The following is a 26,652-nucleotide window of genomic DNA, read 5'->3' on the forward strand; positions in this document are numbered from 1 at the left end:
CCTCAAGCATGGAGAGCTTGAGGTGCAGCAATTCATCGAGTTGCCGCGAGGAAGTTCAATGCTTCTCGCTGGTCGATGAAGGGGACCGCATCCCCACCAGCCATACCCATGCGGCGAGCACGAAGTGAAACCAGATGGGGATGGTGCCGCCGAACCAGCGCTCCTCCGGCATGGTGACCATGCGGTACGCATAGCGAACCACCATGGAGCCCGCGTAGAGCGCGGCAAAGAGCTTCAGCCAGCCGCGCGCGGTGGTGCTCACCACATGGAACCGCCCACTGCGCCGTGCGGTGTCCACGTTCACCACGGTCATGAACATGAGCAGCAATAACTGCGACAGCAGCAACCAAGGATAGGGGAGCAGTCCCGAGTACCATTCCTTCCACTCGGGAAGCAGTGGTGTGTGGTACACGCCCACCAGGATCTGACCCATCACGCGCGCGAGGAAGAGCGCGGTGCAAAGCCAGAGAAGGGTGATGCGGAGGGTGTGGGGCACGGGAGGGGAGTCAGTAGTCAGTAAGCAGTAAGCAGTAAGCAGTAAGCAGTAAGCAGTAAGCAGTAAGCAGTAAGCAGTAAGCAGTAAGCAGTAAGCAGTAAGCAGTAAGCAGTAAGCAGTAAGCAGTAAGCAGTAAGCAGTAAGCAGTAAGCAGCAAGCAGCAAGCAGTAAGCAGCAAGCAGCAAGCAGTAAGCAGTAAGCAGTAAGTGTGGGTCAGTTTCTGAACACTGGTTACTGAATACTGATCTACTGGTTACTCTTTATTGAACTCCCCCTTCCAATAACGATACCACTCACTCTGGAACCGTTCCTCTGGGTCATAGTGCTTCTTCAGCTTCAGGAACTGCGGAAACTGGGGATAGCCCTTCAGCATTTGCTCCTTCGTGGCCCAGCGGTGGTAGGTGAGGAAGAAGTTGCCTCCGCGGGCTTGGGCACGGTCGATGAGGCGGCGGAATTCGCCTTTGGCTTTCTCCACGCCTTCGGGGGTGTGCGTCACGCGCAGGTTGAAGACGATGCAGGCGTAGTCATCCTTGGCCCAGGGGAGGAAGCTTTCGCCATCGCGCTTGATGAAGCGCACGGTGCCGTAGATGACGTTGGTGTTGTGTTTGCGGAAGTCCTCGGCGTTGGCAGCCATGAAGTCCTCCAGCAGCGGACGTTGTACGTACACTTCTAGAATCATGAGGGAGCCTGCAGGCACATCCTTCGTAGCGGCCTGCATGCGCTCTTCATAGTCCACGTCGTAGTGATTGAATTGCGCGCGGTCCAGATAGTAGTGCTGGCCGGAGGTCTTCTTGTAGTAGGTGGTGTAGTCGTTCCATGCTGCCGCCTTGTCCGTGTGCGCCTTCACGATGAGGTTGCGCCAGCGTTCCGGGTTGAGTGAAAGCTGGGACACGGGCATGGCCGTGTCTGGTGCGGAGGGCTTGTAGCAGGAGAAGACGCCCTCCATCAGGAAGTTGTCGGACTTCTCATCCGGGCAGAACTGGAAGTCGCCCAGCACAAAGCCATCGCGAATGCGCTCTTCGATGCGTTGCGTGACTCCCGTGATGGGCATCACCTCCACCACGCGCTCCAGCTTCAGACGCGGGCGCAGGCGAATCTCAACCTCTGTGATCACGCCGAAAAGCCCGTACCCTCCCACCACCAGGCCGAACAGTTCCGGCTCCTGGGTGCGGCTGATCTTGCGCACCTTTGCTTCTGCATCCACGAGGGTGATGGATTCGATGTCCTGGATGAAGGGGCGCCAGAGCAGGCCACGACCATGGATATTCGTGGAGACGGCGCCACCAAGGGTGAGTTCATCCGCACCGGTCTGCTTCTGGGTGATGCTGAGGATGGGGTCTTTGCCGACTTGTGCCTTCTCCAGGGCATCCACGAGCGCGGGCCAGGTGATGCCGGCCTCCGCACGGGCGAGGCCGCGCTCCGCGTCGAGCGAGATGAATTTGCTCAGCCCTCGCATGTCCAGATGGAGCGAGTCCTTCGCCCATTGCTGCCCACCCATGGAGTGTCGCGCGCCGGAGATGCTGATGTTCTTCTTCTCCTCCTTAGCCCGCTTCACGGCGGCAATGACCTCGTCCGCAGTTGTGGGCTTCAGCACCTCCGCCACTGGGGTGGCGTTCAGACGCGAGTGTACGTCATTGAGGAGGAGTGGGGACGCCGGATCGGTGGAGAGCTGTTGGGACAGGAGTGGAGGACACACCTCCACAAATGTGAAGAAGGTCAACGCGAGCGCGGGAGTGCACCACCTTGGAGAAATCATGCGGCTTATGAAAGCGTGTCCCGCCCGGCTGGCAAGGGGCGTGTGGGAGGCCGGGAAAATCGCAAAGCAGCAGAGAAGCCAAGGGAACAAGGTCCCCTGGCCGGACAGCGGTGGCAGGTTTTCTTATCCGCCTTGGAAAAGAATTTTCACCCAAATGTCGAAACGTCTCCGCCTGACTCGTCATCGGGGTGAAAAGCGGGATTCCCACCTGCGGTCAAACATCGCAAAATCCCCCTGCCAAACTCAATTCAGCCACCCATCCCATGAAATACGCACTACTCGTTCATCATCCCAAGGAGTACTTCGAAAAACGCAATGACGCCGAAGCCATCGCAGCTGGCAGGGCCTATGGCGAGGCATTGCAAGCGGCAGGTGTTCTCGTTGGTGGGGCTGGCTTGGAGGGGCCGCTGACGGCTACCACGGTGTCTGTCCGCGACGGGAAGCGGCAGGTGCATGACGGCCCCTATGCGGAGACCAAGGAGTACCTCGCCGGGATTGGTATCATTGATGTGCCGGACCTGGATGTCGCTTTGGAGTGGGCGGCCCGTCATCCTGCGGCGGCTGTTACCTCCATCGAGGTGCGTCCCCTTCTGGGTGGGCACTTCTCCACGAGTGCAAAGAAGGACTCCTGATGAGTGAGTCCGCGGCACATGCGGCCATCGAGAGTGTGGTGCGAGGTTCATACGGGCGGCTTGTCGCCTACCTCGCGGCACGCTCGGGGGATGTCGCAGGAGCGCAGGATGCGCTCAGTGAGGCCTTCGTCTCCGCACTCCAGCACTGGCCCAGCGATGGCGTGCCGGAGAAGCCGGAGGCATGGCTGCTGCACGTTGCGCGCAATCGCACTATCGACACCGCGCGTCGTCGACAGGTGAAGCAAGCCTTCGAGGAGACCTTGCGGCTCGCGGCTGAGGAAGCACAACGAGCGGAGGTTTCGCGAGAAGAGTTCCCGGACGAGCGGCTGAAGCTGCTCTTCGTGTGTGCACACCCGGCCATTGATGTGGCAGCGCGCACACCGCTCATGCTGCAGACCGTGCTGGGCGTGGATGCGGCGCGCATCGCCTCTGCCTTCCTTGTATCACCCACTGCCATGGGACAGCGTCTCGTACGTGCGAAGAACAAAATCCGCGCCGCCGGCATCCCCTTCACCGTGCCGGAGCCGCCCGAGTGGGATGAGCGTGTGTCCTTCGTGCTGGATGCGATCTACTCCGCCTACACCACGGGATGGGACAGCCTGAATGAAAGTGGAACCACACACCAGGCACTCACGGAGGAGGCCATCGCCATGGGACGCATGCTGGTACAGCTCATGCCCACGGAGCCTGAGGCTCGTGGCCTGCTCGCGCTGATGCTGCACTGTGAAGCGCGGCGTGAGGCACGCTTCACCAATGAGGGTGTCTTCGTGCCGCTGGATGAGCAGGACGCCAGGCGATGGTCACGCGCGATGATGGAGGAAGCTGAGCAACACCTGAGATATGCCTCCACCTGCAAGCGCGTGGGACGTTATCAACTGGAGGCCGCCATCCAGTCCATCCATGCGGACCGCGCGGTGAGTGGCCTCATTGATTGGAAAGAGATCCTGCTGCTCTATGAGGGTCTCGTGAAAATCGCGCCGACCATCGGCTCTCAGGTGGGGCGTGCTGTGGCCATGGCGCAAGCGGGCGATGCTGCGTCGGGATTCGCCGCGCTGGAGGCCGTGCCCCGCGAGCGCGTGGCCGACTACCAGCCTTACTGGGCTGCACGCGGGCACCTTCTGCACCTGCTGGGTCGAACCGGAGAAGCTCGCAAAGCCTTCACGCGCGCGGCGAGCCTCACCGATGACCCCGCCCTGCGCGCCCACCTCTTCAATCGATCCGAACATCTTCCCTCCACATGAACAAGGTCCTCCATCTGCTCTCCAGTGTGAATACCCACAGCTCCACCAGTCGGGAAATCGGTGGACTTCTGGTGGAAAAGCTCAAACTCGCGCAGCCCGCGGCCTCCTTCATCCAGCGTGATCTTACGGTGCATGCACCGCCGCACATCAGCCCGGAATTCTTGTTTTCACTGGGGACTCCTGAAGCGGAGGTGCTTGCCGCTTCGCGTGAATACCTCACTGAATTGAAGGACGCGGACCTGCTCGTGATAGAAGCGGCGATGTACAACTTCACCATTCCTTCCACGCTCAAAGCGTGGTTCGACCACATCGTGCGAGCAGGCCACACATTTCAGATGACCGCCAATGGTCCGGAAGGATTGTTGAAGAACACGAAAGCCATCCTCGTGCTGGGCAGCGGCTGGATTTATTCGGAAGGCCCTGCGAAAGCCAGGGATCACCAGGAGCCATATCTGCGCACCATCCTCGGTTACATCGGCATCACGGACGTGGAGACCATCCGCATCGAAGGAACTGCCTTGGGTGAGGAACTGAAACAATCCGCCCTCCAGCGTGCCCGCGCGAGAGTGGCGGAGGTGGTGGAGACATATGATGTGCGCACGTGAGAGCGAGAGCATTTTCATTAAAACTGTAGCCTTAGATGAGGAGAATAAAGGCGTATTCGTCCCGGAGGGACGCTGGGTGGTAGCCGGTGGTGAAGGCATGTAAGCAGGCCGGGAACCACCGGATCATGGATGTCAAAGCTACTCCGTCCCGGATGGGACGGCGGAAGAAGCTGCCATGGTCTCTTCCTCGTGCCGGGAGTCTATAATACTCTTCCGGCGTCCCATCCGGGACGCAAGAACGTTTGGTGCGTAGATCCGGTGGTTGCGGTCGCTGAAGCTCCCTACACCACCGGCTACCATCCAGCGTCCCTTCGGGACGAGCTGCCATAGCTCAATTCGAGCTGGCTATAGCTTTATTCAAAATGCTCGAGAATACGCCTCACACTCGAATTGCGATGGGAATGGTAAAGTAGTCGGTCAGGCGCTCGATGTGCCTGACATCCGGAGGATGATAGTAGAGTCCTGCAGCGCCGGTCCCATGCGGAGCAACCGGAGTGCAGGAGAGGCGATGACCATCAGACATGAGGATGGTAGTGCTTTCATAGTAGCCGAACTCTTCATCGAAAGGCCCGCAAAGAACTTGTGCAATATGAGGCTTCGTGAGTCTGTCGACGGTGTCGTCTTCGACGTCGGGTTGCCGGACAAACCATTGCAGCCCGAACCAGCCTCGCTTCACACGGAACGAGGGAGTCGTGAGGCGGTGCGGCATGAGTTCAGCATCGGATGGAATATCCTCAGTGAGCCATTCGTGCCCGGCAAGAGGCAGGCAGAAGGAGAACCCATGATCGCAGGTGAAGTAGTGCTCACGAACGTCGAGCCCATCCTTGAGCGAGTACGTCTGGTGAATCTGCACCAGACGGGCGCCGATGATCATGTCGTGGGTAATCTGCATTCATGACCTTGATGTCTGCCAGCTGCTGAGTCATCTGAGGCTCGGCTCATTTTCCACCCGAGTGAGCGGTGCTCCTGAAGATCTGCCTAGGCAAAAGACAGGATGCGGTCACTGATGCGTACGGTGGCCGCCCATGCCGTGCGACGGTTGTTGCTGGCGGTCGACGCCGCCGCGAGTCCACCCGATGGTGTCACGCACGCTCCGAGATGGTCTCTGTTCTTCCGAGGGACTCGATGATAAGAGTGAAGAGCTCGATGACGATGACGATGACGACGATGATGGTGATGGGCTCGGTGGTGAGTGCGAAGAACTGGACACCGAACGTGAAGGGTCTTCCAGTTGAGGCATCTCCTCCAGTCCCTCATCAAGCCCGAGCCGGTGTTTGCGCATCACGTTCACACTGCGCTCCACGGCAGTGGCCACTGTCTGGATGGCCTGATCCGGCGTGACGTTTGGCTTGCCGCCCTGGGGCTGGCCAAAGGCAGCGAGATTCACCTCGCCGCCTTCGTAGGATGCGGGTGGCAATCCCTTGCTCTGCAGGATGGAGTCCACCACCAGACGGCAGGTGCGGCCATTGGCATCGTCAAAAGGATGGATGCTCACCAGCTTCTGATACGAGAGACCTGCGAGCTCGATGGGATCGCGATGCTGGTTGGCCTCAAACCATCGTGTGAACTCCTCCATCATCTGCGGCACATGCTCGGGGTAGGGGTATTGCGAGCCGCCGCCGGCAGTTTCCGTCTTGGCGCGGAATTCACCCGCCACACCATCATTCGCAGGCATGTTCTGGTTGAGGATGCGATTGAGCTCCTGAATCTGCTGGAGCGTGATGGGTTGGCCGGAGCGCGCTATCTCCGTGGCGCGCTGGGATGCCTCAAGCCAGTTGCGTGTGGCCTGGTCGGCGCCGCCTGCCTTTTCCCCACCACCGCTCTTTCCCTGGATGGTGTCTGAGCTGCCCATGCGGATGCGGTTGATTTCATCCTGGGCACTCTGAAAGGCTTCCGGCCCCATCTTCTCCAGGAGCGACTGGTGACGGGCTTGGAGTTTGCCCGTCTTCTCCCTCACTTGCATCAGTGTGTGAGCGTCCGGTTCCCTTGCGAGGACGGCGGTCGCGTCCTCCCGGATGAATTGCCCCATCATCCGGCGCGAGCGGATCGCATTCTCCACGGATTGGAGGTTGTCCTGATACTCGCGATGTTCCGGTGGGACGACGAGCACATCAAATCCCGGGCTCTGTCTCGTGTAAATCTCTGACTGCAGCTCGCCCTTGATGGCAAGCGCAGCTTCGCGCGACTCGGGCATCACATTCATGGCTGCGAAGCCATCCGCCAGGCCCTGAATCCGGAGTAGCTGTGCGATCTTCTCAGGATTCGGGGCGCCGGAGTTGGCGGAAAGGTTGCGCAGGGAGCCTAGGTCATGGGTGATGTCCCGCTCCAATCTGGCAATGACTGCACCGAGCCTTGCCGCATGCGTACCATCGGGTGGCAGGCCCTCCAGCTTCGCGCGATGCTCGAGCAGGACGCCTACCTGGGCGGAGGTATACCCGAACTTGTCTGCGTAGTTCTTGGGCGTATGCTCGGGAAGGTTCCGGATGTCCTGGCTGAGCTTCAGGTTGAACTCCGCAGTTTCGAGGAGCGCCTTTTGGGTTTCGCTGAGTTCGGGCATGAAATTCGTGGGGTTGAGATGGAGGAAGGACCTGAAGAGGTGTTCCCTCCCTGCTGTGTGAATGGCGCACCCTGGAGGATCCCGGAACGCACCTGCCACCTGCGAAATGCCGGAGGCTGAGTGGCCAGAGGTTGCCCCCATGTGTGGCTCAATCATCCCCGCACGTCGAGGGCCATGGGCTCGCGTGGGGAAATTTGAAGCGCGGTTCAAGTCTGGTCCGCGCGGTGATGGTGTGAATGCTTTACTTCATTCCCGCCATCTTCTCTTCTGCTGCCTTCTTGAATCGGGGCTCGGTGGTTGCGTCATTCGCGATGGATTGGTAGGTGGCCATGGCATCCACCTTTCTGCCGGCGGCGAGTTGCGTATCACCAATGGCAAGCTGGGTGGTGGTGCGCAGAATGCCGGGTGCTTTTTCGAGTTGAATGATGCGGAGCGTCTTCAGCGCATCATCAAACTGTCCGCGCTGCGTCTGGATGCGGGCGATGCCATGCAGGGCGGCGTACTGATCTGACGAGCCAATCTGCGCCACGCCGTCCACGATGGTGTGATAGGATGTGAGAGCGCCATCCGCATCCTTCAGGTTCGTCTCTCGGTTCTGGCCCTGGATGAGGAGCGCGGCATCCCGGACGCGCTTGTCGGCAATCCACTGCAGGGCGTTGCTGAGATCGGACTCGGCTTCCTTCGCCTGTTTCGTGACGGCATGGGCACGACCGCGGGCGAGGTAGCCGTCACCACGCTTCCAGAAGGGCCACTTCGTGATGTCCTCACCGGCGTATTCGGCAATGACCTGCGGCGCTTTCGCCTGATTCAGAAGATGCCGCATACGCACGGACTTCTTCACGGCGTCAACGGGAATGGAGGCGGTGATTTGGTCAGCTACATCGTACTTGCGCAACTGGCTGGCGGCTTGGGCAGCATTCTCCAGTGCATAGGATTTCTGCAGTGGCGTAGTGTCACCTTCCGCCGCCTTTTGATAAGCCTCCAGCGCCTGTTCGCGAGTCTTGTTCGTGTCGAGGTCAGAGGCCTTCCGCATGGCCGTGAGAAAATCCGCATCAGGCTCGGCGGCGTCGAACTGGAAGCTGTTGCCATTGTAGAAATGGGCGAACTTCATCGGATTGTGGAAGTGGTCTGCGCCTGTGGGGGAAAATGCGCTGTGTTCCTGTCCATCCTCCCGCACGCGCTGGCGGCAGAAGTTCACAAACCATGGCAAGCTCCGTGTAGGTTTCTGGCCGATGACCTGGTGAAGCGGATCGCTCTTGTCCTCCGTGATCGGGATGCGCATCTCGACGATCCACTGGCCATCACTCATGCTCGTGGCTGCCTCCACCTGGGAGTCCCAGGCGAGCCACGCATTTCGCGGTGCCTTGCGGTCGAGGTCCACCACGGCTCCGCTGGGGCTCACCGCGATCTGATAGTAGGAGTGGGAGTTCGTCTCCAGCAGGACTTCCACGCAATCCCCATACCACAGCGCCGCATCATCCTTCTTCGAGGTTCCGACTTGAGGTTTCGTTCCGGGCTCTTCCTCGCAGATGAAGGCGAGATACAAATCATTGCCGATGAGCGTGCCTTTCACGGTCGTGCCGAAGGTGGGCAGTCTCCCTGTCTGCAACTCGCGGAGACGACACGTGGCGGAGGGGAATACTTTTGCCCACGGCTCATCATCGAGTTTCCCGTCGATGACAATCTTTCCGCGACCCTCACCCACGAGACGGAACACCGGTACCGGGCCGCGTTTCTTGCCGAGCTGTTCGCTCTTGTTGCGCAGGCCATTGAGGAAGGCATCCACCATACCCAGGCGGCGACTGAAGATGGAAGCGGGCTCCGCTTTCGCCTTCGCCGTGGCAAAGAGTGCGAGCGCGTGGTCCGCCTTCGTCTTGTCCTGTTCCATGTCCTGCCAGTTCTTTTCGCAGTAGTCGAAGAAGGCGAGCATTTCCTGCTCAGCTGGACCGTAGAAGAGCCGTACGTACTCGCGGAACATGGCGTCCACATCCTGCTGCGGGCCTCCCCAGTACATGCGCTGGGTGAAGTAGACCAGGTAGTGATTGAAGCCCGGGTCGGTCTTTTCGAAATCCTGGCGCATGCTCAGCCAGATATCCTCTCCCTGGAAGGTACCCTTGATCGCATTGATGCTGTTCCCCATGACATGTGGCGTGTATGCGGGCAGGTACCAGCCGCGCTCGGTCAGGGGATAGTTCTCGAAATTGATGAGCGGGTTCGCGGTCTTCGGCAGCCAGCTCTCCCGCAGCGCCTTGATTTCTGCCTGCTCCTCAGAGCGATTGTTTGCCGGGCGGCGGCCACCTACAATCGAGACCACCACATTCGGCTCCAGCTTTGCAATCTTCAGTGGAGGCAGTGTGTACGCGCCGTAGGCACAGTTCATCACTTTCCCTTCTGGATGTGTTTTGCGCACCTCCTTTGCCACGCGGTTCACGAAGTCCCACACATAGTCGGAGAGCAGTCCCTGGCCGCCGCGTTCCGGCGTGTCCTTCCCTTTGCACTTCTCGCACTGGCACATCGCACTGAAGCCATCCGGCGGCATCACGGAAATGGCCTCCAGCTTGTAGTGGTCGAGCTGGGCGCGGACGTAGCGCACCGTGTGCTGGAAGAGTTCCTCATTGGAGTAGCAGAGCTGGTTCAGCCGCTGGTCTGGTGCGGTGTGACGTTTGCCACCATAGAGTGCGAACCACTCCGGATACTTCTCAAAGATCTCCTTGCGATGCGTCATGTCATCCAGGCCGTGGGCCACCTGGATGCCGTAGGGATCACGCAGTCCCAGACGCATGGCCCACATCGCGACGTCCTCGCCAAAGACACCGAGGCGCACGTTGAAGCGGCGCAGGGGAAAGTCTGGGATCACGGTCTTGTCTACCTTGGGGAGAGGCAGTGTCTTGAGGGCGGGTATCACCTCGCCTATCTCGCCTGGAGCATACCAGCGGACGCCCAGATCCATCAGGTAGCCGCACACCGCATTGTAGGAGCCACGTTCATCGAAGCCCCACATCTCAAGGGCGGAAATGCTGGACGCATTTGCGGTGGTGCGCATGGCATCCGGCAGACCGGTGGTGCCAGGCAGGCGGAAGCGATTCTTGTACAGGCCGGCATGGGGCACGCCCCACAGCTCACCCATGATGGCGTCCCACTCGCGTTGCAACTTCCCGCTGGCAATCTCCGCGTTGCTCCTCGCAAAGGGTGCGATGGGGGTGAACTCGGTATCCCCACCGATGAGCACCAGCCAGCCATCACCCGACACGATGCGGTACGCTCCATCCTTCAGGCCATCGGTGAAAATTCTGAGCTTGTCCGTATGCGTACTGCGACCGACGAGAATCTTCGTTGTTTGCGACTGCGTCGTAGGTGAGGTCACAATGGGTACATGCGCCCCGGTGATCTTCTTCAGATGATCCTGCAACTCCTGCGCCGCGAGCCGCACCGGTCGCAGCGCATTCTCCGCGATGACAATCTCCGAGCGTGCCTGACCATTCTCCACGAGCGTGGCGGCAGATGATGTGGCGCAGGGCGCGAGCGATGCCGAGGCGAGAAGCAGTGCGGAAAGGAGGGCGCGTTTCATGAGCATGCGGAGCGGGCGTAGGTACGCGTGATCTGGTAGATGCCCTGTGGTAACGCGACAGCGACAGATCGCATTTCAGTTTTTTCGGCTGCCTCGTGAAGCGGTGTGGCACTGTGCCACTGGCACGTCTCAGGGCACATCGGTCCATGGGTGGGAAGGCCGGAGGCCCTTCGCACACCTGCGTCCGCCATGGCTTGCCCGCACGGGCTGACGTTCCACCTTCTCAAGGCGGCGATGCAGGACATGAAAGCCCGGCCTCGGAGCGTACCTCCCGGGAGTGATCAGCGTGTGAAGATATGGAGCAGCGTACCCACGCACAGAAGTGCACTGACAATTCCCGGGTATCCCACACAGCCGTAAAACGCCGCGCGATGGTAGATGCTGAGGGTGCGCCTGCTCCGGAGCCACCAGGCGGATGTCAGCAGGGCCATGGGAGCCAGTGTGATCAGCGAGATAATGGTCGTGGCCGTCCATCCGGATGGTGATAAGGCCAATGCCAGCAGCCATCCACCTACAGTGCCGAATAGGAAGAAATACGGGACATGCGGTGGGCGCGTGATGCCCGTACGATGCATGCGGTAGCAGAGGGCGAGATAGCAGGCCGGCAGCACAAGCAGCGCAAGGATGAGCCATGCTAGCGTGGTGGGAGAAGGTGCCATCAGAACCAGGCATGATAGGCGCAATCATGACTGAATGCAAAAGAGCGACCTGTGCCCTGTGCCCTGCGCCGAGCGTGGGCTGGAGGGGGCCGCGGAAATGTAAACACAATGAAGTCGCAATCCCGTTGAAATGGGTGGTGAAGCGCGGAGAGTTCTCATCAGCCATGGCAAGAACCTTCCTCATCCCGGCGGTCGTTATCTTCTTGATCGCATCCACCACGCTGGCCCTGGCGACGCCTGGCCAAATCGTGACGGTGGAGGAGAAGCTGCTGGGGAGCAATCCCACGGGATACATCACCCTGAGGACGGAGGTCGACAATCTCGGCACGTACTACGGAAATCGCACACAACGTTTCCTCGTGGAGTACTCCAAGGAACCGTCCGACCCCAAGCAGGAAGCGGCCCTGGGCGCGCAAGTTCAGGCGAAGCTGCTGCTGGACATCACCACCACAAACGATGCCACGCAGGATGACCCCTTCACCCCCGAGGCGACGACCAGGAAGCTGAATGAAAAAGACGGTGAAGTGAAGCTCGCCGACCTGCTGGAGCGCTACCCCAGCCAGGCACGGAAATGGAGCGCTGAGAATGTGGTCCAACTCGAAGTTGAACCCTCCAAGGGACTGTGGTTGGGATCGACGAACCTCGCGTGGGCCGGCTGGATCAAGGAACGCTTCCTGGAGGATAGGAACTCCGATTTGGAGTGGAGATTGGATGAAGTCTATGAGGATGAAAATTGCCTGTACCTCAGCGTTTCCACCGAGGAGTACGGGCAGCGCCTCGTCTCCATTCCTCCGCGGAAGACCAAGCAGGTGCGGGATCAGTTGGCGAAGCAGCCGGTGTATCTGATTGCGGGACACTCCAAAAACAAAGACGAAGCCATCAAGCTGGCCCAGGAACTCATCAAGAAGACGAAGGGAAAGTTCAGATGCGAGGTGTGGTCGTCAGGACGCTATGCAGCGGAGATGATTTATGTGGTGGCAGATTCAGATTCCAGCCAGCATCTCGCGCGGTTCCGGTTTGAGGAGACAGAGAAGCTGACCGGCGTGGATTTGAGCGTGATGTCCAGCGCTGACTTCAGTGAGCGGACGGAGGTGAAAGTGAGCGCGGAGAAGGAGTGAAGCTTTTCCGGCAGGTACTTCTGTGGTTGCAGACAAATGGAACTGTGACATGTATCCTGCCGCGTTCCTTCATGCCTCAATCACAAAACCTTCGTTTCATTGCGACAAGTTCTGAAGACTTGGAGTTCGAGCATCCGCCGGGTGCGTCCTTGATGCGGGGACTGATTGCCAGATTGGAAGCAGCAGGGTGGCGGCCCGGCGATATGGAAAACTGGCGCGACGCTGGATGGTTTGCTGAGTGCAATCGTGGTGAGGCGTGCCTGGAGGTGACTCTGGCGTCCATTGAGGAGCCGAGTCTGTGGATGCTGCAAATCAGCCCGACGCATCGCCCGGGTTTGATAGGGCGCTTGTTCGGAGGCAAACCATCGGCAGCCCCTGCAGACATCTATGAGCTGGCTCTGGCCGTGCATCACGCGCTTTCCACCTTGGGATGTCTGGATGACCCGCGATGGCGTTGGGATGGATTCCCCGACGTAGACAACTCGACCGCCGTGCCACGAGCAGCGTGAAAACGCATTATGCTTATCCCGGCAACCTCATCAACATCGACATCGTTGCGCTTTGAACACCGGTGCCTGGATCGAGGAGTATTTCCCACCGGTTGGACAATCGGTCCCCCCCCTTTGCTGCTTCCCACTTCGGCTTCAACTTCTCACATCATCCTACACGCAGCCTGAACTGCCGCTGGTATCGCATCGGCGTGAGACCCACATGCTTCTGGAACTGCTGCGTGAACGAGCTCTGGTCGCAGAAGCCCATCTCACGGGCCACTTCGCCAATCTGGCTGCTCTCTTTCTGGAGCGCTTCACACGCGGCCTGGATGCGGAGCTTCATGATGAAGGACTGTGGGCTGCTGCCAAAGGTCTCCACGAACTTCCGGTGAAGCTGGCGTGGTGAGAGGTGCACAATCTCCGCCAGCTCCGCCACGGTCACACCGGTGCGGAAATGCTCGCGGATGTAGGTCACGGCGCGGTCGAGCTGGAGGTAGGGCTGCAGGAGCTGCTTGCGCCCTTCATAGCTCTGCACCGTGCCCATCACGCCAATGACCCTTCCCTTGCGATCCTTCAAGGGGAGCTTGTTCGTCACGAACCAATCCGGAATGCCCTGCTGGGTGAAGAAGAGCTCCACGATGTTCAACTTCGGCTCGCCATTGTTCATCACGAGCTCGTCATCGCGACGGAAGTTTTCCGCAAGCCGGGGAGGGAAGAGATCAAAGTCGTTCTTGCCAAGGATTTCTGCCTCGGCGGAAAAACCGAATCGCTCGTAGAAACGGCGGCTGGCACAGATGAACTGGAAGCTCCGGTCCTTGGCAAAAAAGGACACATCCGGCATGTGGTCAAAGAGCCGGTAGAATGCCGTGTCCGGCGAGAGCTGTTTCAAAAAGCGCTCACGCTCTGCCAGGGCATCTTCGGGACTTGTGGGCATGGATATTCGAGAATTTCACTTACGTACCTCGGAAGTTCCTTCGCGAGCAGATTTTTCACAACGCAAGGCAACAAGGCAACTCGTCGTCCACGCCTTGGAAAAAGCCCTCGGTCAGCGGGTGCTTCATCCCCAACCTGATCGAATCTTGATCGGGAAACGATACCGCGTTGCTCGCTGACCAAATAACGTGCACCTCAGTTCTCTGGGACTTTTGCGATAGTTCGACGCTGTCTTTGTGAGGGAAGAGTGGCGTCGAGATTTGCCATTGGCTCGGAAGATCCAGCACCGTAGTCAGGCCAGATGGCTCAACCTCTGTTCGTCTTTCTGTTCTGCCGTCTGGCGTCCCACCGCTACACGGCACGCACACGCGCCGGTTCACAGTCCCGGCGGATGGCGCAGGACGGCGCCTTTGGTGGGGCGGCTGCGGGTACTCCATTGGGGACCTTCGCCCTGGCCGTTGTAACCGGTGTCGAGGCGCAGGCCCGCGATGACCGTGAAGACATGGCCGCGTCGCGGGTAGAGGGTAATCCATTTGCCAGCGCCGGACTTGCCGTAGTTCCGGAACTCGGTGCTGGAGATGGGACTCGAGAGTAGCCCGGCATGGTACAGCACGTAGGAGGCCGTGCCAGAGCAGTCGTAGCCCACGTCTTCCACACGGCGATGGCCGCCACCGTAGATGTAGGGCTTGCCAATCAACCGGTTGCCTGCGGCGATGGCGCGTTTCACGGCTTCAGGCGCGTCTTTGGGAGCGCGGGCATAGCGACCCTCCAGCACAGCGGTCTTGCCCTCCACGTAGCGGTAGGCGTAGTTCTTCGGCGCGGAGGAACAGTGCACCAGCAGCAGTGCCGGAGCGCAGGCGAGAAGGAAGTGTAGCAGGCGACGAGACACGGGATGTTTAAGATATCTTAAATGAATAGGCCCTGTCTGGCCAGACAGAACTCGAAGTCGGGGGGAGCGCCTTCCCTGAACCCTTCGACCGCGATGCGCAAGTCATCGCTGCGGCATCTTGGGGAAGTTGATGGTCTATGGTTGATAGTTGATGGCCTGAGGGTAGTGGGTGTGGTCACCTGAATGGGCTTCAACGCAGAGACACAGTTCTACCTCAGAGACTGAGGGCTTCGTGGATGCTCAGCACTCAGCGGCCAGCATCCCGTTCACTTCCTTCAGGCTATCAACTATCAACCATAGACCATCAAGTCCGCGCCTTAGCCGCACACGTACCGTTGCTGTCCAAGGCGCCCACCAATCGCAATGCGCATTTCTGAGATGTTCTTTTCCGTACAGGGGGAGGGGAGACTGGCCGGCGTACCGTCCGTCTTCATCCGCACCTCAGGTTGCAATCTGCGCTGTCACTGGTGTGATACACCCTATGCTTCCTGGAATCCTGAGGGGGAGGAAATGAGTGTGGCGGAGATCCTTGCGGAGGTGGAGAAGCATCCCACCCGATTCGTCGTGGTGACGGGCGGGGAGCCGATGATTGCCAAGGGCATGCCGGAGTTGCTGAAGGCGCTGAAGGATGCGGGGAAGCACATCACGATTGAGACGGCGGGGACGATTGCCCCGGAAGGGGTGCCGTGTGACCTGGCTTCACTGAGTCCGAAGCTGCATCACTCCACGCCGAGTGTGGCGCAGGCGGGTCAGGCGTGGCACGATCGACATGAGAAGACGCGCTGGCAGCCGGAGGTCGTGCGTGCGTGGTGCCAGGCCTATGAGCACCAGCTCAAGTTTGTGGTGGGCAGTGAGGCGGATTGCGCCGAGGTGGAGCAGATGATTGCCGGGGCCGGAGTGGAGACGCCGCCGGAGAATGTGCTTCTCATGCCCGAGGGAAAGACCGTGCAAGGCTTGCACGAGTCCGCCCTGCAAGTGGTGGAGTGGTGCAAGCAGCGCGGGTGGCGTTATTGCCCCCGGATCCACGTGGATCTGTATGGGAATACGAGGGGGACGTGAGGTGGAACACCGGGGGAATGTGGGCGTGGTCACCTGCATGGGATTCAACGCAGAGACACAGAGACGCAGAGGGAACTTCGGAGACTGAGTGCTGAGGTGCTCGGTTGGTAGGAACGGAAGGTGGTGGCTAGCCTCTTGAACGGTTGCGACCGAGATTCTCGGCAGCATCTTCAATGACGTCGGACCGATCGTTGACGATCCGAGTGATGCCCTTGGTCATGATGCTGACATGGAAGTTTAGTAGTAGTCCCAGAGGCTTGTTCGTAAGTCTGAGGTAGGACAACAATTGAGCCTGATGGACTGGAAGCACTCCTTCCACTGCTTTCAGTTCTAGAATGACAGTGTTCTCGACTATGATATCGACCACGAGTTCCTTATCGAGTGCACGCCCCTTGTACAACACCGGTAGAGCAAGTCGATTCTTTACATCGAGTCTGCGGTTTCGCAGTTCTTCTACCAGGCAAACTTCGTAGACGGACTCCAACAGCCCTGGTCCCAGTTCACGATGTACTTCAATGGCTGCGCCGATGATGTGGCCAGAGAGTATATTGAGTTTTGATTGGTGGTACGTCACGTCACCAGGCCACAGACAATGGGAAGCCATGACACAAAAGCAAGCCATCTCGCAATCAAGGCCACTTTCGATGCCTCAATGACCAAATCATTGAAGAACCCTGGTGCGTTCAGTCTCCGAAGTTCCCTCTGCGTCTCTGTGTCTCTGCGTTGAATCCCATGCAGGTGACCACACCACCTCTCCCGCAGTTGGCCACTTTCTCCGGCACCAGAAAACCAACAAAGGGCAGGCCTTCTACAGCCTGCCCTTTGTCGTTAGTAAGTTTGTCGTCTCGCAGGATTCTTACGACCCATTCGCCTTCCGCGCGTCGCTCGTGTTCGCCGTTTGGGCGGGGCGGCCGGAGAGTTGGATGAGGTCACGCAGGACGTGCAGGGTTTCCAGCTTCGCCGGGTCCATGCCATAGGGGAACTGCTTCAGATCGCCCACGCCGTCTTCATCGTCTTCGCTCTCGGCCACACGCATGCCGGTGGCCTGTTCCTTGGTGAAGTTGGACTCCTTCACGAGGTCCGGCTTGTCCACGTTGTCCAAGGTCAGGCGATACTGGTCAAAGCCCGCCTTGGCGGTCTTGGCCAGATCTTCCACACGAGCCTTGCGTTCCGTCTTGCGGGTCTCGCTGCGGGCGCGGGTCTCGTCGAGCTCTTTCTGGCGTTCCTTCTCGTTCAGGCTGATGGTGTTGCGGTCAATGCGTTCCTTCAGGCGGGTGGTGTCTTCCACCACGTACTGGAACTCAGGGTTTGCGGCGATGCGGGTCTCCACGCGGCTGCGGATCTCGTTCAGCGGCAGCGGGGTCTTCGTGGCGTAGGTGAAGGTACGGGCCGGGATGGTGTCATACGGCAGAGCGTTCGGGAGCGAGTCTTCGCCGATTTCCATCACGTCACGGAGGGAGGGGAGCTGCACGTCGGGAATCACACCCTTGAGCTGCGTGGAGCCACCGGCGATGCGGTAGAACTTCTGGATGGTCACCTTCAAGGCGCCCGCGCGGCTCTTGTCGCTGAAGAAGGGCATGTAGCGCTCCACCGGCAGGATGGTCTGCACCGTGCCTTTGCCGAAGGTGGACTTCTCACCAATGACCACCGCACGGCGGTAGTCCTGCAGGGCAGCGGCGAAGATCTCGCTGGCGCTGGCGCTGGCCTTGTCCGTGAGCACCACGAGAGGTCCTTCATACACGGCGCGCTCGTTCTCGCAGTCGCGCCAGGTGACGTTGTCCCTCCAGTCCTTGGCCTGCACCACAGGGCCCTTCGGAACAAAGAGACCGGTCAGCTTGATGGCTTCCTCAAGGGAACCACCGCCGTTGCCGCGCAGGTCAACCACGAGGCCTTCAATCTTCTCGGCCATGAGGCGCTTCAGCAGGCGCTGGACGTCAGCCGTGCAGCTCACGGTGCCTTCTTCCATGTCGGCATAGAAGGCGGAAAGGTTGATCCAGCCCAGCTTGCTGGACTTGCCATCGACCGGGGGCGTCTGGATGAGCTCCGCGTTGGCCAGCTTTTCCTTCAGCTCCACTTCACCACGGACGATGGAGATGGTGTGGGTGTTGGAGGGGTCCTCGGAGCCGGCGGGGTTCACCTTCAGGCGCACGACGGTGCCGTCCTTGCCGCGAATCATTTCCACAATCTTCTGCAGCTTCATGTACTTGATGTCCACCCAGTCGCTGTTGCTGCCGGTGCCATCTCCCTGACCCACGGCCAGGATGCGGTCGCCAATCTTCAGCTCACCCTGCTTGTCCGCCGGGCCGCCCACCACGATGCCCTGGATTTCGGCCAGGTTGTCCTTGCTGCTCAGGAGGGCGCCGATGCCCACCAGCGAGTGCTGCATGGTGATCTTGAAGTTGTCGGTCTCCTGCTGGCTCATGTACTCCGTGTGCGGGTCATAGCTGCCGGCGAGGCAGGAGAGGAAGTAGTTCACAATGTCTTCCTGTTCGTTCTCGGCGAGCTGCTCCAGCAGGCGCTCGTAGCGCTTCAGCACGCGCTGCTCGGGAGTCTCTTCGGGCTCGTCCTTGCCTTTGGCAGGGGCAGCCTTTTTCACGGGCTCGCCCTTGGCGGTCTTCGGCGCTTCTTCCACCTTCTCGGTCTTGGGCGGGGCAGCTTCAGCCGCGGCGGACTTGTCGCCCTCAGGCTTGGCGGCCTTTTCCTTGGCCTTTTCTTCGGCTTTGCGCTTCTGGGCATCCTCACGGGCTCGGTCGGAGAGGCGTTCCGCAAGGAGGTCACCCTCAATCAGGTCCACCCACAGGGCATCCGCGGCGGCCACGTCCTTCGGCCAGGGGGCCTTCTCGCGCTTTACATCGATGACACGGCTGGAATCGAAGGTGAATTTCTTGGTCTCCAGCGCCTTCTTGGCAAAGGCCACACGCTCCTTCACGCGCTCCTCGTAGCGGTAGTAGATGTCCAGCGCCGGGCTGATGTTCCGGGTGTGGATGTGCTTGTCGAGGGTACCGGAGTAGTCGGAGCGGAACTTGTCCACATCCTCCTGGGTGAAGTAAATATGGCTGTAGTCCAGGAAGTTCAGGTAGGCTTCCAGCAGCTTCTTGGAGACGGTCTCATCAAATTCCTGATGGGAGAGGTGATGATTTTGCAGCATGTAGGCTACATGCATGGCCACTTGGCCGAAATTGGTCTCCGCGCGGGAAGGAGTGGGAGCGGCAGCCAAAACGGTCAGCAGGGCCACCGTCGAAAAGAGCGATGAGGCTTTGCGCATAGTAAGCACAGGGGTGTTTCGTGACACAGTCAGAGATGATACGCCGGTCGAGCCGGGGTAATTCGAAGGATTGTCGCTTTTCTAGTTTGAAAAGTCCACCTCTTTCCCCGCTAATCCGTGCCATGCTACGCATCTCGACCTACACTGGCGGCATCGCCCAGACCAATGGCTATTTGGTGAACACGCCTACGGATTCGTTCCTGGTGGATGCACCGGATGGCGTGGCTGACTGGCTGCGGCGTCAGGGGGTGAAGGTCTCCCACCTTTTGCTGACCCATCAGCACTTCGACCACGTCCAGGATGCCGCCGCTGTCCAGCGGGAGCATGGAGCCAAAGTCTGGGCCTTCGCGCCGTTTTCGCGGGAACTCACCCTGGAGTTCCTCATGGGGTTCGTGAGCGGCACCAGTTTCGCGGTCGCGGAGTATGCGGTGGACGAAGTGCTGGAAGGACGCGACGCGATTGAAGTCGGCGGACTCACGTGGAAGCTGGCTCACATCCCCGGGCACTCGGCGGACAGCGTGACCTTCTACAGCGAGACTGAGAAGCTGGTCTTCGGTGGGGATGTCCTTTTCGCCGGCAGCATTGGCCGTACGGATTTCCCCGGCGGAAACCTGGAAATATTGCTGGCGGGCATCCAGAAGCACTTGCTCGTCCTCCCGGATGACACCCGGGTATTGCCGGGACACATGGAGGAGACCACTATCGGCGAGGAACGGGAGGGAAATCCGTACCTGGAAGGCTAGAACTGGAAGACGGGGACGGAGACTCCTGGGAGGCCTCAGTTGTTCTTCTTCAGGACAAACTCCATGGTCCCGTCCAGGAATTCCACGGTCTGCTTCACCATGCCCACACGGGGTGCATAGTAGGTGGTGGATTCCCGGAACTGCCCGCCCGGGCCGCCTCGGGCGACCACCTTCACACAGCCCCGGTACGATCTGTCCGGTGTGGCCACGGATTCGGAGGCGAGAATCTCGGCGTCATAGGGCTGGCCTTCCACCTCATAAGTCCACTTGTGGCCCACCACGGGAGGAAGCGGCAGATCCATGAACTCGGGGATGCGCACCTTGCTGCTGGTGCGGCTGTAGATGCCGTCCTTTGCGATGCGGGAGTAGAAGACCTTCTTGTTCAGGGCGGGAATGTTGTCGACATTCAGGACGAATTTGTAGAATTCTTTGTCGTCGATATCCACGAGGCCATCATTGCTGAACGAGGCTTCAGTTTCCAGGATCGTGCCGCTTTTGGCAGTCAGGGTGACCGTGTAGTAATAGATCTTTCCCGGCTCAGGGAGGAGATAGTCCTCCCCGCCGCGGACGCGGTAGGCGTTCCAGATGACGAAGGCAATGAGTGCCAGGGCCAGTAGCTTTTTCATGCGGGGGAGTGAGGGGAGCGCGAGGCGCGCGCGGTGGGTCAGCGGCGGCGGCCATCATGATACCCCCCTGTGGAGAAATCAATACGAGAGCTGCTTCATTCCGCGAGCTGGCCGACGCCGGGAGTGCACCTGCGTGTGCGTGCTTCGATGGCATGCACGGTCATCGGTTCCTCGAAACCGCGTGGCGCTGACCCGGACGGGGTACAATTTCCCTGTCCAATCCGCCTGTTTCCGGCCTCATCTGGAGTCGGCACGGTGGGAGTGCTCGCTGAGAAGATTCCCGCTGGCCGGCGTACTCATTGCCCGCTCCTCATGAAGAAGAACCATTCTGCTGCTCGCTTCCTCACTGCGGCCGCTGCTGCCACCGCGGTCGCCGCCTCCTTTGGCTCCACCTCACTCTCCGCTGCCCAGGACGTCCAGAGCTATGACGTCGTGGTGTACGGCGGCACCTCCGGCGGCGTCACGGCCGCCATCCAGTCTGTGAAGATGGGCAAGACGGTCGTGCTCATCGAGCCCACGAAATTCCTCGGTGGCCTCACCACCGGCGGGCTCGGCGCCACGGACATCGGCAACAAAAGAGCCATCGGCGGCATGTCGCGCGAGTTCTATCACCGCATCTGGCAGCATTACCAGGATGACAAGGCCTGGCGTCAGCAGACGCGCGAGCAGTACTTCGCCAAGCGTCCGCATGGCAACAGCGCCACGGAGAACACGATGTGGACCTTCGAGCCGCATGTGGCCAGCAAGGTGTATGACACGTGGATTGCGGAGTCGAAGGTGCCCGTCGTCTTCGGTGAGCGTCTCGACCTGAAGAATGGCGTGAAGAAGGACGGCGCGAAGATCACCGAGATCATCATGGAGAGCGGCAAGCGCTTCTCCGGGAAGATGTTCATCGATGCCACTTATGAAGGCGACCTCATGGCAAAGGCTGGCGTGAAGTACCACGTGGGCCGCGAGGCGAACGCCACCTATGGCGAGACTCTCAACGGTGTGCAGGTCGGCCGCTCAAAGCATCACCAGTTCAAGGTGGACGTGGACCCCTATGTGGTGCCCGGCGACCCCAAGAGCGGCATCATCCCCGGCGTGCAGAAGGAAGGCCCCGGCGAGGAGTTCGCAGGTGACCACCGCGTGCAGGCCTACAACTACCGCATGTGCAGCACGGATGACGAGCAGAACCGCATCCCCTGGCCGAAGCCCGCGAACTATGATGAGAAGCATTTCGAACTCGCACTGCGCAATGCAGAGGCGGGTGATGACCGCATCTCCTGGGCTCCCACACCGATGCCGAACCGCAAGACGGACACGAACAACAACTTCGCCGTCAGCACGGACAACATCGGCATGAACTATGACTATCCGGACGCGGACTATGCCACACGCGAGAAGATTGTGCAGCAGCACCGCGACTACCAGATGGGTCTCATGTGGACCTATGCAAACCATCCCCGTGTGCCGGAGAAAATCCGCGCGGCCTTCTCCCGGCTCGGCCTGAGCAAGGATGAATTCGCCGACAGCGGCCACTGGCCCCGCCAGCTCTATGTGCGTGAGGCCCGCCGCATGATCTCCGACTACGTGATGGCGGAGAAGAACTGCCGCCGTCTCGAAGTGGTGGAGGACAGCGTGGGCATGGGCGCGTACAACATGGACTCGCACAACGTGCAGCGCTACATCACCAAGGAGGGCAAGGTGCGCAACGAAGGCGACGTGCAGGTGGGCGTGCGCCCCTATCCCGTGAGCTATCGCAGCATCCGCCCGAAGGCGGAGGAGTGCACGAATCTCCTCGTACCCATCTGCCTCAGCGCCTCCCACATTTCCTACGGCAGCATCCGCATGGAACCCGTGTTCATGGTGCTGGGCCAGAGTGCCGCCACCGCTGCCGTGCAGGCCATCGAGCAGGGCGTGGAGATTCAGAAGATTGACTATGCGAAGCTCAAGGAGCGCATGCTGGCAGATGGCCAGGTGCTGGACTTCGAGTCACCTCCCATGCCGGTCGCTCCTGTCATTGAGAAGGAGAAGCTTGGCGGCATCATTGTGGACGACGCGCAGGCAAAGCTGACCGGCTTCGACAAGCAGGGCACCACCTCGCATCCCTACATCGGTGAAGGTTATGCCCATGACAACAATGAGGACAAGGGCAAGCAGAAGGCCGTCTTCACGGCGAAGCTGCCCAAGGCTGGCAGCTACGAGGTGCGCATTGGCTACACCGCGCTGAGCAATCGCGCGACCAACGTACCCGTGACGGTCGGCTATGTCGGCGGCTCGAAGACCGTGAAAGTGAATCAGAAGAACAAGCCCTCCGTGGAAGGTTATCTGCAACCGGTGGGCACTTTCACCTTCAATGAAGGTGAAGAGGCCAGCGTGGAAATCTCCAACGAAGGCACGGACGGCCACGTGATCATCGACGTGGTCCAGTGGTTGCCGGTGGAGAAGAAGTAACGCATTCCACACAGCCCAATCCCAGAAATTATGAAAAGGCAGGCCGGGTATAGCCCGGCCTGCTTTTTTATGGGAGTGCAAGCTGAGTTTTGTTGCGAGGTCGTAACGCAGCATCCAAAAGGCCGAACATTCTTTCAACAGCGCCTGTGCCCAGCGACTTGCTGGTGGCGTTATCCGGCCAAGTTCATCATTAACAACCCTTTCCATCATGCCTGAAGACTTCGAACCCACAGAGGAAGCGCAGTCCACCGACTTCCAACTGACTGCCCGCGGCGGTCCGGGAGGCCAGCACCAGGCCAGCGAAACCTACGTCGCACGTTCCACCGGGGTGCGACCTCTCGGCGAAGGCGGCGAGCAGGTGGGCATCGCCAAGATGGATGTAGACAGGCTGCAGGTCCAGGTGTGGAACCAGCGTGATGCAGCCGATATTCAGGCAAAGAAACGCCTGGGAGAACTGGAGCAGGACCTGAACAACCAAATCGGTGCGTTGGATCCCAACGGAGATCCGAACATCAAGACGGACCTGGAGCGTCAGCTCAATTGGGTCAAGGCGAGGGCGAGTGATGGTACGTTCGATGTCGGCTCCTATGAAGGCACACTGACCAGCTTCACCAAGGATCAGCTGAAGGATCTGGAACTCTCCAGAGACCTCTCAATGCAGTCCAACAAGCTGGCGCAGACGGTGAACTCCACCGCCTACCTGTTCTCCGAGTCTCCCTATACCGGCGTCAATCGGCCCGGCCCGAACAAAGCGCCCAACGACCTGCACCTGCTGTCCCGCGCAGTGGCCAGCTCCCAGGTGGATGAACTCATTGGCACGAATGTTCTCGCCAAGGAAAAGTTCGGCGTCGATTCGCAGGGCCGCCCCGTGGGCATCAGTGTCGGTGTGGATGGCTTCGGCGTCACTGGGAACGCGCAGAACGGCAAGCAGTACTTCATGGACATAGACTACTCCTCGCACAATGTGCAGAAGGGGCTCTACGACCTCGAAGCGCTGGACTACATCACCGGACAGGTGGACCGGCACGCGGGGAATATCTTCATCGACCCGGCTACGGGTCAAGTGAAGGGCATCGACAATGACCTCGCCTTCCCCCAGGTATCCCGGGACCACCTCTTCACGGATGCTGGTGGTGACACCGACCTGCAGGCCAAGCCCGTGGCGAACCTGCCCCGGTACATGCACTCGGAGACAGCCAGGAAGATCGAGAGCACCAGCCCTGATGCCCTGCGCGCGCAGCTTTCCAGCGTGAAGTACCCCGGCGGTGGCGGAAAGCTGACTGACGCGGAAATCGATGGCGCCGTGACACGCTTGCAGGAAATGCAAAGTCACATCCGCACGATGCGTGAGTCCGGCCGTGTGGTGGATACCTTTGACAAGCAAACCTACAACGAAGCCATCCAGGCGCAGGAGAAGCAGGTGGTCGACCAGTGCAGCAAGTACTGGAACGGTGGCGGTATCGAGAAGGCGACATCCGCAGATTTCACGGACGCCCGCAAGACCTCCTACATCGGCACCGTCGACATGGAACGGCGCAAGAACGAGCTTGGCCTGGACCAGAACCAGACCTTGAAGCTCGATGCCAACGGTGTGCGCAACGCCACGAACAGCACCGGCAAAATCGATCGCAGTCCCGAGCACGCGAAGTACAAGGAGAAGGCTGACCAGACCCTGGCCCAAAAGAAGGGCGAGGCCCGTCACAACATGACCAAGGCCGAGCTCAAGGAGCTGCGTGAACTTCAAAAGGATCTCGATCATTACGAGAATCGCCTGGACAAGCTCGACCATCACAATGCCATGGCCTCGCTCAAGTCCCTGCGCTATGGCGGCGTGGATAATGCGAAGGACGCCTTCCATGAAAAGCGCCTGCACGCGATGCAGAAGCTCAAGGACATCGACGACCGTCTCAACGACCAGGCGAAGCAAATGCTCGATGGTGAGAAGCGGGACCTGATGAAGAGCGCCAAGAAGGAGGTGGATGATGAGAGATCCCTCAATCAATCCCAAGGTGTGGACATGGGACATTCCCAATCACAGACTCAATCCCAATCATCCTCCAAGTCAGTCAAAGATGACGGTCCTGGCATTGACGGGGATGATGCCCTGAGCGAACTCGAAAGCGAACTGGAAGTAGAAGCTCCCAAAGCGAAAGTGGGTGTGGACGGCCAGCAGCAGACCCAGAAGCAGCCCGAGCCCAAGGGCATGGAGGTTGGCGGAGTAAAGAAGATCACCGCACGCTTCGAAGTGGGGAACGTCTCCAACATCACGGACCCCACGAAATCCACTCTTCAGCGCAAGGACAGCGTGCGGGAATCCATGAAGGAAAGCGGCATCGTGAGGCTTGGGAAGGGGAAATTCGAAGTGGATGGCGACTCGAACAAGGTGCGCCAAACCGCAAGGATTCGCACCGGCGGAGAGGGCGAAGACCAGCCTCAGGAGAGCCAGAAACAGAAGACCGGGGTCAAAGGGATGAAGTGAGCCTCAAGTCATCGAACGGGCAGCAGGCTCAACAGTGAGCGGCGGCTTCATTGTTTTGGTCGAGATTCTCCGCTTGTAGCAAACCAGTCTCAGCAAGCTGGTTGCTTACAATTGCAAGGATGCAAAAAATAACAGTATTGTTAATGGTGATGCCGCATACCTGCGCGCATCGTAGTGCATGGCATTGTCAGAGTTCGAGGTGGAGATAGCGACTCGAGTGGCAGACATCATTCAACGACGGCCCAGTCTGAGCCGCGATGTGGCCGCTCTGGCGCGGCTGGTAGGCGTGACGCCGTACCATCTCGCGCAGTACTTTCACCGGACTTTCGGCATGTCCCTCCACCGCTACGCCCAGGAACTGGGCACCGGACCTCGCGGAGAGATTCGGGATTGGGTGCTGCTCGCCATCTGAGCCAGCCCGTCGAGCAAGATGCACGTTTTTTCAGCGTCATATTTATGTGGCGCAAACTCGGGCAATGATTCACGTTTTAGAAAAACCAGAATGAGCGATGAAGGATGCCGGAGACGAACTTGCGCACGCCGTATGGAGGGTGAACTTCCTCCAACGGCTCCTGGACACGCATCGCGCCACCACGAATCCGGGAATTGAAGAGTGGTCTCTGCAAGAGTCCGCCTACGAGCATCAACTCGAGAAGGCCAAAGCAGAGCTGGCGAGGCTCAGGCAGCGTAGTGATTGAAGGGATGTGACCCTGAGGCGGCCCCATTTTCCTCCACCATGGAATCGCATCCGGGCTCGGAGGTGGGGCAGGCGGCGGATGCTGGCACCGAGGACCTCCGCAGTGGGGGCGCCAACTTTGGTGGCGTTGTGATGGTGACCTGGACTGTGTCTGCCTCATCCAGCGATGGGCACCGTACGGGACAGCCATGACCTCATGCTGCCATTGATATTACATTGCTGATTCATGCTGGGAGGGGAGCGAGGGGAGGTACACAGGCATTCAGGCCTTATTGCACCAAGGTACAATAGGCAAACGCCGGGTATTTGGAGAGAATCACTACTCAATGCTCAAGCAAGCGAAGCGCGGAACGGGTGGTTGGTCCGTGCAATCATGCAACGGAGCAACGTGGAACGATTGCA

The 26,652-nt window shown here is 59.6% G+C and carries 23 protein-coding genes; 12 read left to right on the plus strand and 11 right to left on the minus strand.

The annotated features are described in order from the left end of the window. Nucleotides 1-55: 55 nt before the first annotated feature. Complete coding sequence (locus DES53_RS21560) at nucleotides 56-496, minus strand: hypothetical protein (RefSeq protein WP_113960385.1); 441 nt, start codon at nucleotides 494-496, stop codon at nucleotides 56-58. Between the two features lie 253 nt (nucleotides 497-749). After that, the gene (locus DES53_RS21565) at nucleotides 750-2,252 is read right to left on the minus strand and encodes an FAD-binding oxidoreductase (protein ID WP_113960386.1); all 1,503 of its coding nucleotides are present in this window, start codon (nucleotides 2,250-2,252) and stop codon (nucleotides 750-752) included. Between the two features lie 263 nt (nucleotides 2,253-2,515). Between DES53_RS21565 and DES53_RS21570 the strand changes: the two genes are divergently transcribed. From DES53_RS21570 to DES53_RS21580, 3 genes are read left to right on the plus strand one after another with little or no spacing between them, the layout of a single operon-like run. After that, entirely contained in the window at nucleotides 2,516-2,884 is a 369-nt protein-coding gene (locus tag DES53_RS21570; protein ID WP_113960387.1) for a YciI family protein, read from the plus strand. Beyond that, nucleotides 2,884-4,125: an RNA polymerase sigma factor gene (locus DES53_RS21575; RefSeq protein ID WP_113960388.1), complete on the plus strand. Its 1,242-nt coding sequence runs from the start codon at nucleotides 2,884-2,886 to the stop codon at nucleotides 4,123-4,125. The genes DES53_RS21570 and DES53_RS21575 overlap by 1 nt, the downstream gene beginning before the upstream one ends. Next, nucleotides 4,122-4,730, plus strand: a complete 609-nt coding sequence (locus DES53_RS21580) for an FMN-dependent NADH-azoreductase (RefSeq protein ID WP_113960389.1) — start codon at nucleotides 4,122-4,124, stop codon at nucleotides 4,728-4,730. Before DES53_RS21575 ends, DES53_RS21580 begins: the two co-directional genes overlap by 4 nt. 379 nt (nucleotides 4,731-5,109) lie before the next feature. Here the strand turns inward: DES53_RS21580 and DES53_RS21585 are convergent, their stop codons facing one another. The 4 genes from DES53_RS21585 to DES53_RS21600 form a co-directional block, all read right to left on the minus strand. Further along, complete coding sequence (locus tag DES53_RS21585; RefSeq protein WP_113960390.1) at nucleotides 5,110-5,622, minus strand: hypothetical protein; 513 nt, start codon at nucleotides 5,620-5,622, stop codon at nucleotides 5,110-5,112. A 108-nt stretch (nucleotides 5,623-5,730) separates the two neighbouring features. Next, on the minus strand, nucleotides 5,731-7,287 hold the full coding sequence (locus tag DES53_RS21590) for a Fic family protein (protein ID WP_170157287.1): 1,557 nt from the start codon (nucleotides 7,285-7,287) through the stop codon (nucleotides 5,731-5,733). Between the two features lie 241 nt (nucleotides 7,288-7,528). Further along, complete coding sequence (locus DES53_RS21595) at nucleotides 7,529-10,855, minus strand: DUF4838 domain-containing protein (protein ID WP_170157288.1); 3,327 nt, start codon at nucleotides 10,853-10,855, stop codon at nucleotides 7,529-7,531. A 281-nt stretch (nucleotides 10,856-11,136) separates the two neighbouring features. After that, nucleotides 11,137-11,514 carry a hypothetical protein gene (locus tag DES53_RS21600; RefSeq protein WP_113960393.1) on the minus strand — a complete coding sequence of 126 codons (378 nt, stop codon included), beginning with the start codon at nucleotides 11,512-11,514 and terminating at the stop codon, nucleotides 11,137-11,139. Between the two features lie 164 nt (nucleotides 11,515-11,678). On the opposite strand from DES53_RS21600, the gene DES53_RS21605 reads away from it, so the two are divergent. Together DES53_RS21605 and DES53_RS21610 are read left to right on the plus strand one after the other, a co-directional pair. Continuing rightward, a complete protein-coding gene (locus tag DES53_RS21605) occupies nucleotides 11,679-12,632 on the plus strand; it encodes a hypothetical protein (RefSeq protein ID WP_147263536.1) in 954 nt (317 codons plus the stop codon). Nucleotides 12,633-12,703: 71 nt separating this feature from the next. Next, nucleotides 12,704-13,141 (plus strand): hypothetical protein, encoded by a 438-nt coding sequence (locus DES53_RS21610; RefSeq protein WP_147263537.1) that lies wholly within the window; start codon nucleotides 12,704-12,706, stop codon nucleotides 13,139-13,141. A gap of 148 nt (nucleotides 13,142-13,289) precedes the next feature. Here DES53_RS21610 and DES53_RS21615 read toward each other — a convergent pair whose 3' ends face one another. Both DES53_RS21615 and DES53_RS21620 read right to left on the minus strand, forming a co-directional pair. Next, nucleotides 13,290-14,057 (minus strand): AraC family transcriptional regulator, encoded by a 768-nt coding sequence (locus DES53_RS21615; RefSeq protein WP_245958229.1) that lies wholly within the window; start codon nucleotides 14,055-14,057, stop codon nucleotides 13,290-13,292. A 375-nt stretch (nucleotides 14,058-14,432) separates the two neighbouring features. Further along, the gene (locus DES53_RS21620; RefSeq protein ID WP_245958230.1) at nucleotides 14,433-14,945 is read right to left on the minus strand and encodes an NlpC/P60 family protein; all 513 of its coding nucleotides are present in this window, start codon (nucleotides 14,943-14,945) and stop codon (nucleotides 14,433-14,435) included. Between the two features lie 378 nt (nucleotides 14,946-15,323). Here DES53_RS21620 and DES53_RS21625 point away from each other — a divergent pair, with 378 nt between their 5' ends. After that, entirely contained in the window at nucleotides 15,324-16,004 is a 681-nt protein-coding gene (locus DES53_RS21625) for a 7-carboxy-7-deazaguanine synthase QueE (protein ID WP_245958231.1), read from the plus strand. A gap of 127 nt (nucleotides 16,005-16,131) precedes the next feature. Here DES53_RS21625 and DES53_RS21630 read toward each other — a convergent pair whose 3' ends face one another. Together DES53_RS21630 and DES53_RS21635 are read right to left on the minus strand one after the other, a co-directional pair. Next, nucleotides 16,132-16,608, minus strand: coding sequence for a GxxExxY protein (locus DES53_RS21630; RefSeq protein WP_113960397.1), 477 nt, complete (start codon nucleotides 16,606-16,608; stop codon nucleotides 16,132-16,134). Between the two features lie 252 nt (nucleotides 16,609-16,860). Next, a complete protein-coding gene (locus DES53_RS21635; protein ID WP_113960398.1) occupies nucleotides 16,861-19,269 on the minus strand; it encodes a carboxy terminal-processing peptidase in 2,409 nt (802 codons plus the stop codon). 122 nt (nucleotides 19,270-19,391) lie between these two features. Between DES53_RS21635 and DES53_RS21640 the strand changes: the two genes are divergently transcribed. Further along, the gene (locus tag DES53_RS21640; RefSeq protein ID WP_170157289.1) at nucleotides 19,392-20,012 is read left to right on the plus strand and encodes an MBL fold metallo-hydrolase; all 621 of its coding nucleotides are present in this window, start codon (nucleotides 19,392-19,394) and stop codon (nucleotides 20,010-20,012) included. Between the two features lie 35 nt (nucleotides 20,013-20,047). On the opposite strand, the gene DES53_RS21645 is transcribed toward DES53_RS21640, so the two are convergent. Further along, complete coding sequence (locus tag DES53_RS21645) at nucleotides 20,048-20,638, minus strand: hypothetical protein (RefSeq protein WP_113960400.1); 591 nt, start codon at nucleotides 20,636-20,638, stop codon at nucleotides 20,048-20,050. 312 nt (nucleotides 20,639-20,950) lie between these two features. Between DES53_RS21645 and DES53_RS21650 the strand changes: the two genes are divergently transcribed. From DES53_RS21650 to DES53_RS33135, 5 genes are all read left to right on the plus strand, one after another. Next, a complete protein-coding gene (locus tag DES53_RS21650) occupies nucleotides 20,951-23,074 on the plus strand; it encodes an FAD-dependent oxidoreductase (RefSeq protein WP_113960401.1) in 2,124 nt (707 codons plus the stop codon). A 208-nt stretch (nucleotides 23,075-23,282) separates the two neighbouring features. Beyond that, nucleotides 23,283-25,553 (plus strand): hypothetical protein, encoded by a 2,271-nt coding sequence (locus DES53_RS21655; RefSeq protein ID WP_113960402.1) that lies wholly within the window; start codon nucleotides 23,283-23,285, stop codon nucleotides 25,551-25,553. Nucleotides 25,554-25,731: 178 nt separating this feature from the next. Next, on the plus strand, nucleotides 25,732-25,965 hold the full coding sequence (locus DES53_RS21660; RefSeq protein WP_113960403.1) for an AraC family transcriptional regulator: 234 nt from the start codon (nucleotides 25,732-25,734) through the stop codon (nucleotides 25,963-25,965). 97 nt (nucleotides 25,966-26,062) lie between these two features. Then, entirely contained in the window at nucleotides 26,063-26,251 is a 189-nt protein-coding gene (locus tag DES53_RS21665) for a hypothetical protein (RefSeq protein ID WP_113960404.1), read from the plus strand. A 38-nt stretch (nucleotides 26,252-26,289) separates the two neighbouring features. After that, entirely contained in the window at nucleotides 26,290-26,442 is a 153-nt protein-coding gene (locus DES53_RS33135) for a hypothetical protein (protein ID WP_170157290.1), read from the plus strand. The last annotated feature ends 210 nt before the right edge of the window (nucleotides 26,443-26,652 follow it).

Origin of the sequence: Roseimicrobium gellanilyticum (genome assembly GCF_003315205.1) — a bacterium.
GTDB lineage: Bacteria > Verrucomicrobiota > Verrucomicrobiia > Verrucomicrobiales > Verrucomicrobiaceae > Roseimicrobium > Roseimicrobium gellanilyticum.

Coding starts and splice junctions, on each gene's coding strand:
- DES53_RS21650 (WP_113960401.1), top strand. CDS start 20,951: ATGAAGAAGAACCATTCTGCTGCTCGCTTCCTCACTGCGGCCGCTGCT.
- DES53_RS21605 (WP_147263536.1), top strand. CDS start 11,679: ATGGCAAGAACCTTCCTCATCCCGGCGGTCGTTATCTTCTTGATCGCA.
- DES53_RS33135 (WP_170157290.1), top strand. CDS start 26,290: ATGGAATCGCATCCGGGCTCGGAGGTGGGGCAGGCGGCGGATGCTGGC.
- DES53_RS21625 (WP_245958231.1), top strand. CDS start 15,324: ATGTTCTTTTCCGTACAGGGGGAGGGGAGACTGGCCGGCGTACCGTCC.
- DES53_RS21615 (WP_245958229.1), bottom strand. CDS start 14,057: ATGCCCACAAGTCCCGAAGATGCCCTGGCAGAGCGTGAGCGCTTTTTG.
- DES53_RS21585 (WP_113960390.1), bottom strand. CDS start 5,622: ATGCAGATTACCCACGACATGATCATCGGCGCCCGTCTGGTGCAGATT.
- DES53_RS21580 (WP_113960389.1), top strand. CDS start 4,122: ATGAACAAGGTCCTCCATCTGCTCTCCAGTGTGAATACCCACAGCTCC.
- DES53_RS21590 (WP_170157287.1), bottom strand. CDS start 7,287: ATGCCCGAACTCAGCGAAACCCAAAAGGCGCTCCTCGAAACTGCGGAG.
- DES53_RS21600 (WP_113960393.1), bottom strand. CDS start 11,514: ATGGCACCTTCTCCCACCACGCTAGCATGGCTCATCCTTGCGCTGCTT.
- DES53_RS21610 (WP_147263537.1), top strand. CDS start 12,704: ATGCCTCAATCACAAAACCTTCGTTTCATTGCGACAAGTTCTGAAGAC.
- DES53_RS21660 (WP_113960403.1), top strand. CDS start 25,732: ATGGCATTGTCAGAGTTCGAGGTGGAGATAGCGACTCGAGTGGCAGAC.
- DES53_RS21645 (WP_113960400.1), bottom strand. CDS start 20,638: ATGAAAAAGCTACTGGCCCTGGCACTCATTGCCTTCGTCATCTGGAAC.
- DES53_RS21575 (WP_113960388.1), top strand. CDS start 2,884: ATGAGTGAGTCCGCGGCACATGCGGCCATCGAGAGTGTGGTGCGAGGT.
- DES53_RS21655 (WP_113960402.1), top strand. CDS start 23,283: ATGCCTGAAGACTTCGAACCCACAGAGGAAGCGCAGTCCACCGACTTC.
- DES53_RS21570 (WP_113960387.1), top strand. CDS start 2,516: ATGAAATACGCACTACTCGTTCATCATCCCAAGGAGTACTTCGAAAAA.
- DES53_RS21640 (WP_170157289.1), top strand. CDS start 19,392: ATGCTACGCATCTCGACCTACACTGGCGGCATCGCCCAGACCAATGGC.
- DES53_RS21630 (WP_113960397.1), bottom strand. CDS start 16,608: ATGGCTTCCCATTGTCTGTGGCCTGGTGACGTGACGTACCACCAATCA.
- DES53_RS21635 (WP_113960398.1), bottom strand. CDS start 19,269: ATGCGCAAAGCCTCATCGCTCTTTTCGACGGTGGCCCTGCTGACCGTT.
- DES53_RS21595 (WP_170157288.1), bottom strand. CDS start 10,855: ATGAAACGCGCCCTCCTTTCCGCACTGCTTCTCGCCTCGGCATCGCTC.
- DES53_RS21565 (WP_113960386.1), bottom strand. CDS start 2,252: ATGATTTCTCCAAGGTGGTGCACTCCCGCGCTCGCGTTGACCTTCTTC.
- DES53_RS21665 (WP_113960404.1), top strand. CDS start 26,063: ATGAAGGATGCCGGAGACGAACTTGCGCACGCCGTATGGAGGGTGAAC.